Origin of the sequence: Acidovorax delafieldii 2AN, assembly GCF_000175235.1 — a bacterium.
GTDB classification, from domain to species: Bacteria; Pseudomonadota; Gammaproteobacteria; order Burkholderiales; family Burkholderiaceae_C; genus Acidovorax; species Acidovorax delafieldii_B.
Map to the genome: position 1 here is coordinate 1 of NZ_ACQT01000210.1, position 6,263 is coordinate 6,263.

Consider the following 6,263-nt stretch of genomic DNA (forward strand, 5'->3'; position numbering starts at 1 on the left):
GTTGTCGGTGCGCGCGCCGATGCTGCGGTAGCCGTAGCCGCGCACGGTGGTGTCGCCGCCGGTCAGAAAGAGCTGCGTCACGGGAATCTGCGCGCCCTGGCGGGCCAGCACGGCACCCGCCTCGGCGCGCAGCGCCACGCGCGCAGTGCGTGCCGTGCCCGCGTCGTCCTGCACGCGCCCGGCGGGGATGAAGGATTGCCAGCGCACCAGGGTGCGAATGAACGGGTCGCGATCGGGCCGCAGGGTGGTGCCCACGCCCAGTTCCACCGCCAAGCCGTGGCCCCGGGTGGGGGCCGTGAGGCTGTTGAAGTAGCGCCCCGTCCAGCCGTAGTTTGCGCTCACCGCGCTGCTGGATGCGGGCGCGTTCGTCCCCTGGCTGTGGGTGTGGTCGTACTGCAGGAAGTAGTTGCGGTCGATGCTGCGCGTGCCCTTGCTGCGGCCCGCGCGCAGCCGGCCGCTGTTGACGTCGTAGTCGCCCGTGGCTTCGCGCTGCACCTGTCCGCCGCCAAACCAGCGCCAGCCGCTGTCGTCGGGCAGGTCCATCCATTCGGTGCTGGCCAGCTTGGTCTCGCGGTCCAGCGAGAGCTTGCTCACGGCGCGCCAGCCCAGCACGGGCATCTGGTTGTGGATGTGCTCCAGCGACAGCCGCGCGCCGCTGTCGGTTGAGAAACCGGGCCCGAACACGAGTTTTTGCATCTGCGCCTCGCGCACCTGGGCCACCACCGGGGCCGACCGGGGATCCGTGCCGTCGGTGTCGAGCGTGAGGAACACCGCGTCGTAGTAGCCGCTGCCGGCCAAGCGCAGCTGCGCGTCGAGCATCTCGGCTTCGTCGTACACGGCGCCGGTGGGCAGGCGTGCCAGGCGCCGGGCCGCGTCGCTGTCGTAGCGCTGGCTGCCCTGCACCCGCAGGGGGCCAAAGCGGTAAGCGGGGCCTGGGTCGTAAGCCACGCTGAGTTGGGCCTCGTGCCGGTCGGCATCGATCTCGGCGCGGCTGTTGGCAATGCGTGCCGTGGGATAGCGCCGTGCCTGCAACTGGCGCAGGCCATCGGCTTTGGCGCCGTCCCAGGCCGACTGGGTGAAGGGCTGACCCGGCGTTAGCGACCAGTTGCGCTGCACCCGCTGGCGCTGGCGCGCAAGGCTGTCTGCATCGGCTTCGGCGCTGCCGGCAATGGTGATGTTGGCACTGGCGATGTGCGTTCGCGGGCCGGGTTCCACGGTCACCGTGACGGTACGGGGGGCGGCGTTGGCCACCGCGGCAGCCGCGGAAGTCTCAGCCAGTTCGACCGTGATGGTGGGGGCAAAGTAGCCCATGGTGCCCAGCAGTTCGCGGGCGTTGGCGTCTGCGGCGCCCAGCAGCCGCTGCAGTTCGTTCATCTGCAGGTCGGGCAGGGCGCGAAAGCGCTGCAGCTCGAGGTGGCGCTCGAGTGTTTCGCGCACGCTGTCGGGTGCGCGCACCACAAGGTCGAACGAAGGGCGCTGCGGCGTGGTGGCGGTATCCGGTTCGGCGCCCGCCGGGTGGCCTTTCTCGGCGCCTGGCAGCAGGCTGCACCCTTGCAGGGCCATCGCGCCGAAAAGCAGCAACGCCGGCCATCGGGCCGGCGTTGCAAGGTGGGCAATGGAGTGCAGAACGCGAGGGGTCACGGCAAGAGAGAAAAGTGGGCGTAGGGCGGAACAGTGCGTGGGTGCAACCGCAGGGCGGGCCGCGCACCAAGGGTGTCCAGGCGCCCGCCGGGTTGCGCGGCATCGCCACTATGCACCCAAACGCGCCCCCTGCCTGTCAGACAATTTCGCCCCCCGCCATGCCGGGGCGGCCCAAGCGCCTGCCTGCCGTGCCCACGGCGCCGTTTATTTGGACAACAGGCGCATGGTTTCTTCGAGCCCCTTGAGCGACAGCGGGTACATGCGGTTGCCAATGAGCTGCTGGATGATGCTGATGCTCTGGCGGTATTGCCACACACCCTGCGGCTCGGGGTTGATCCATGCGTGCTTGGGGAAGGCGTGCGTGAGCCGTTGGATCCACTCGGCACCCGGCTCCTCGTTGTTGTATTCCACGCTGCCGCCGGGCTGCAGGATCTCGTACGGGCTCATGGTCGCATCGCCCACAAAGATCAGCTTGTAGTCCTTGTTGTACTTGCGGATGATGTCCCAGGTCGGGAACTTCTCGGCAAAGCGGCGGCGGTTGTTCTTCCACATGAAGTCGTACACGCAGTTGTGGAAGTAATAGAACTCCAGGTGCTTGAACTCGCTCTTGACCGCACTGAACAGCTCTTCAACCCGCTGGATGTGCTCGTCCATCGTGCCACCCACGTCCATGAGCAGCAGCACCTTCACGTTGTTGTGACGCTCGGGCACCATCTTGATGTCGAGGTAGCCTGCGTTGGCGGCCGTGCTGCGGATGGTGTCGGGCAGGTCCAGCTCCAGCTCGTGCCCTTCGCGTGCAAACTTGCGCAGGCGGCGCAGCGCCACCTTGATGTTGCGCGTGCCCAGCTCCTGCTGGTCGTCGTAGTCCTTGTAGGCGCGCTGCTCCCACACCTTCACCGCGCTCTTGTTCTTGCCCGCGCCGCCAATGCGTACGCCCTGCGGGTTGTAGCCGCCGTGGCCGAACGGGCTGGTGCCGCCCGTACCAATCCACTTGTTGCCGCCCTCGTGGCGTTCTTTCTGCTCTTCGAGGCGCTTCTTGAGCGTCTCCATGAGTTCGTCCCAGCCCATCTTCTCGATGGCGGCCTTTTGCTCGGGCGTAAGTTCGTTTTCCAGGATCTTGCGCAGCCAGTCGGCCGGGATCTCCTTGGTGAAGTCGGCCACCATCTCCACGCCCTTGAAGTAGGCGCCGAAGGCCCGGTCGAATTTGTCGTAGTGCTTCTCGTCCTTGACCAGCGTGAGGCGCGAGAGGTTGTAGAAATCGTCCAGGCTCCACGCGTCATCCGACTTGGGGCCCACCACGCCGGCCTGCAGTGCTTCGAGCAGGGTGAGGTATTCCTTCACGGACACGGGCAGCTTGGCCGCGCGCAGGGTGTAGAAGAAGTCGATCAGCATGATTTTGGCCTCTGGCGCTTATGCGGCGGGCGAGTAACGCTCTAAAAGATATAGCAACTGTGCTCGGGCCTCGGGCCATTCACCCGCGCGCATGCTGTACATGACGGTGTCTCGGATGGTGCCGTCGCGGCGCAGCGCGTGCCCGCGCAGCACGCCGTCTTTTTTGGCGCCCAGGCGCTCGATGGCACGCTGCGAGGCAAAGTTGTAGTTGTCGGTGCGCCAGCCCACCACGTGACAGGCCAGCGTGTCGAAGGCGTGGCCCATCATCAGCAGCTTGCAGGTGGTGTTGACGTGGGTGCGCTGCACGCTGGCCGCATACCAGGTGTAGCCAATCTCCACGCGGCGCACGGCGGGCACGATGTCGTGGTAGCTGGTGGTGCCCAAGACCTTGCCTGTGGCTTCTTCCACCACGGCAAAGGCAAAGCGCTGGCCCTGCTCGCGCATGGCCAGCGCGCTTTCGATGTAGGCGCGCGTGCCCTCGGGCTCGGGCACCGAGGTGATGCGCAGCTTCCAGAGTTCGCCATCGGCGGCGGCGGCGCGCAAGCCGTCTTCGTGGGAAAGCGCCAGGGGCTCCAGGCGCACACCGCGTTCGCGCAGCGTGACGGGTTCTACAAATGCCATGCTCATTGCTCCTGTGGGGGCCGGCGGCCGGCGCGCCAGCGCCGGGCCCCGTGCAGACCCAGTCCGCCCCCCAGGCCGACCAGTGCAATGCCCAGCAGGCTGGCGGTGCCATAGCCTGTGTCAAAGATGTCGAAGCCCAGAAGCTGGCCCAGCCAGAACCCTGCCAGCGCGCCACCGACGAAGCCCACGGCGTCGGAGATGCCTTCCATCAGCAACCGGTTGGTGTCAGTCATGCCGTGCGTTCAAAAAAGTTGGCGGATGCCGCGCCTGTGTGCCGCATGGGTCGAACCCACCAGCAGACGGCATGGCGCAGCGGTCATCGGTTCCGCTGGTTCATGAAGACCAGTTTCTCGAACAGGCTCACGTCCTGCTCGTTCTTGAGCAGCGCGCCCACCAGCGGCGGCACCGCCACCTTGTTGTCGGCGCTTTGCAGGGCCGTGAGCGGAATGTCCTCGGCCACCAGCAGCTTGAGCCAGTCGAGCAGCTCGCTGGTCGAGGGTTTCTTTTTGAGGCCGGGCAGGTTGCGCACGTCATAGAACGTTTTCATCGCCACCCCGAGCAGCTCGCTCTTGAGCGTAGGGAAGTGCACGTTGACGATCTGGCGCATCGTGTCGGCTTCGGGGAACTTGATGAAGTGGAAGAAGCAGCGGCGCAAAAACGCGTCGGGCAGCTCTTTCTCGTTGTTCGAGGTGATGAACACCAGCGGCCGGTGCTTGGCCTTGATGAGTTCGCGCGTTTCGTAGCAGTAGAACTCCATGCGGTCGATCTCGCGCAGCAGGTCGTTCGGGAATTCGATGTCGGCCTTGTCGATCTCGTCGATCAGCAGCGCCACGGGCTGATCGGCCGTGAAGGCCTGCCACAGCACGCCCTGGATGATGTAGTTGCGGATGTTCTTCACGCGCTCGGCGCTGTCGCCGTCATTGAGCTGGCTGTCGCGCAGGCGGCTCACGGCGTCATATTCATACAGGCCCTGCTGCGCCTTGGTGGTGGACTTGATGTGCCACTGCAGCAGCGGCATATCGAGCGCCTGGGCCACTTCCTCGGCGAGCATGGTCTTGCCGGTGCCGGGCTCACCCTTGATGAGCAGGGGGCGCTGCAGCGTGATGGCCGCATTCACGGCAAGCATCAGGTCCTGGGTGGCGACGTAGTTCTGGGAACCTTGGAATTTCATGAGGGAAATCACCGAAACGTTGATGAATGGGCTTGACAGGCGCTGGCTATAATCATCCGCTGATCAGAGCCCTGAGCTGAACCTTCACACGATTGTGCGCGCAAAATGAACAAGACGTTGACCACGATATTTGCCCTGGCTGTCGCTTCCGTGACGGCGTTGTCCCACGCCCAGGAGGTCAAGGGTGATGTCGAAGCCGGCAAGCAAAAGATTGCGATGTGCATTGGCTGCCACGGCATCCAGGGCTACCAGGCCAGCTTCCCCGAAGTTCACAAGGTGCCCATGATTTCGGGCCAGAGCGGCAAGTACATTGCAGCGGCGCTCACCGCCTACAAGAAGGGCGAGCGCAAGCATCCCACCATGCGCGGCATTGCCGATTCGCTGTCCGAGCAGGACATCGCCGACGTGGCCGCCTATTACGAGCAGCACGGCAAGACCGGCGCCGAACTGCCCGCCAAGCCCGGCCGCGAGCCCAGCGTGCAAGTGGCCGAATTGTTGAAGAAGGGTGCCTGCGTTTCGTGCCATGGCGACAACTTCGCCAAGCCCATTGATCCCTCCTACCCCAAGATCGCGGGCCAGCACCCCGATTACCTGTTCGTCGCACTCAAGTCCTACAAGGTGGAAAAGAACGCCATGGTGGGCCGCGGCAACGCCATCATGGGCGGCGTGGCCAAGCAGTTCACCAATGCCGAGTTGAAGGCGCTGGCCAGCTACGTGGGTTCGCTTGATGGCGACCTGCACACGGTGCCGCAATCGCGTTTTCGTTGACCCGGGCTTGGCCGGGGTGTGCCCCGGTCGCTGCCAGACCCGATAAGCCCGCCGCGTGCGGGCTTTTTTTGCTCCCGCCCGCGCCGGGGCGGGCCCGCAGGTGAGCGCCTGCTTATCTGGCATGGGCCGTGGGGGCTTGGTTGTCGTGCGCACGGGGGCTTCCTAGAATGGGCCATGCGTTTCCTCGCCGCCCACCCTTGCGCCCCTGCCGGCCGTCCCTTGCGGAGCGGGCCCGTGCTTGCGCGCGCCGTGCAAAGGATGGGTGTTTCGAAACCAGCTGCGCCGGCCGCAGACGTCTAGGCCCGGCGGTTCTTCCTTTCCCCTTCAAGCGTCATCGACCAACCGCCGGGCCGCTCGCCATGCCATGGCACGCGGGCCGCAGGTTGCGCCCCGGTGCCGGACCCTGGTTTTCGCCGCCTGCGCTGGAGAAATTTTCTGTGCGTGGGTGCGCCGATGGCGTTTCCAATGCGGCGCCCTGCGCCGGCCGTTTCACGCTGATCGGGAAATTCCATGCACCTGAACACCATTGTCGCCATCACCGATTTCTCTGCCGCAGCCGAGCATGCGCTGGACCGCGCCGCCCTGGTCGCGGCGAGCCACCGCGCATGGCTGCGCATCCTCTACGGCGCTGACACGCCCAACGCCGGCCTCGCTGATCCGTATGCCCGGC

The 6,263-nt window shown here is 65.7% G+C and carries 6 protein-coding genes; 1 reads left to right on the forward strand and 5 read right to left on the reverse strand.

The window, feature by feature from the left end:
• The 5 genes from ACDELDRAFT_RS17840 to ACDELDRAFT_RS17860 form a co-directional block, all read right to left on the reverse strand.
• Nucleotides 1-1,563, reverse strand: a 1,563-nt coding sequence (locus ACDELDRAFT_RS17840; protein WP_005799381.1) for an autotransporter assembly complex protein TamA, incomplete at its 3' end; no start/stop codon positions are given.
• Nucleotides 1,564-1,845: 282 nt separating this feature from the next.
• Nucleotides 1,846-3,033, reverse strand: coding sequence for a vWA domain-containing protein (locus tag ACDELDRAFT_RS17845; protein ID WP_005799382.1), 1,188 nt, complete (start codon nt 3,031-3,033; stop codon nt 1,846-1,848).
• Nucleotides 3,034-3,051: 18 nt separating this feature from the next.
• Nucleotides 3,052-3,654: a GNAT family N-acetyltransferase gene (locus tag ACDELDRAFT_RS17850; protein WP_005799383.1), complete on the reverse strand. Its 603-nt coding sequence runs from the start codon at nt 3,652-3,654 to the stop codon at nt 3,052-3,054.
• Nucleotides 3,655-3,656: 2 nt separating this feature from the next.
• Nucleotides 3,657-3,887: a hypothetical protein gene (locus ACDELDRAFT_RS17855; protein WP_005799384.1), complete on the reverse strand. Its 231-nt coding sequence runs from the start codon at nt 3,885-3,887 to the stop codon at nt 3,657-3,659.
• A gap of 83 nt (nt 3,888-3,970) precedes the next feature.
• Complete coding sequence (locus ACDELDRAFT_RS17860) at nt 3,971-4,825, reverse strand: AAA family ATPase (protein ID WP_005799385.1); 855 nt, start codon at nt 4,823-4,825, stop codon at nt 3,971-3,973.
• Nucleotides 4,826-4,930: 105 nt separating this feature from the next.
• Here ACDELDRAFT_RS17860 and ACDELDRAFT_RS17865 point away from each other — a divergent pair, with 105 nt between their 5' ends.
• On the forward strand, nt 4,931-5,593 hold the full coding sequence (locus tag ACDELDRAFT_RS17865; RefSeq protein ID WP_005799386.1) for a c-type cytochrome: 663 nt from the start codon (nt 4,931-4,933) through the stop codon (nt 5,591-5,593).
• Nucleotides 5,594-6,263: the final 670 nt, after the last annotated feature.

Coding starts and splice junctions, on each gene's coding strand:
- ACDELDRAFT_RS17855 (WP_005799384.1), bottom strand. CDS start 3,887: ATGACTGACACCAACCGGTTGCTGATGGAAGGCATCTCCGACGCCGTG.
- ACDELDRAFT_RS17860 (WP_005799385.1), bottom strand. CDS start 4,825: ATGAAATTCCAAGGTTCCCAGAACTACGTCGCCACCCAGGACCTGATG.
- ACDELDRAFT_RS17865 (WP_005799386.1), top strand. CDS start 4,931: ATGAACAAGACGTTGACCACGATATTTGCCCTGGCTGTCGCTTCCGTG.
- ACDELDRAFT_RS17845 (WP_005799382.1), bottom strand. CDS start 3,033: ATGCTGATCGACTTCTTCTACACCCTGCGCGCGGCCAAGCTGCCCGTG.
- ACDELDRAFT_RS17850 (WP_005799383.1), bottom strand. CDS start 3,654: ATGGCATTTGTAGAACCCGTCACGCTGCGCGAACGCGGTGTGCGCCTG.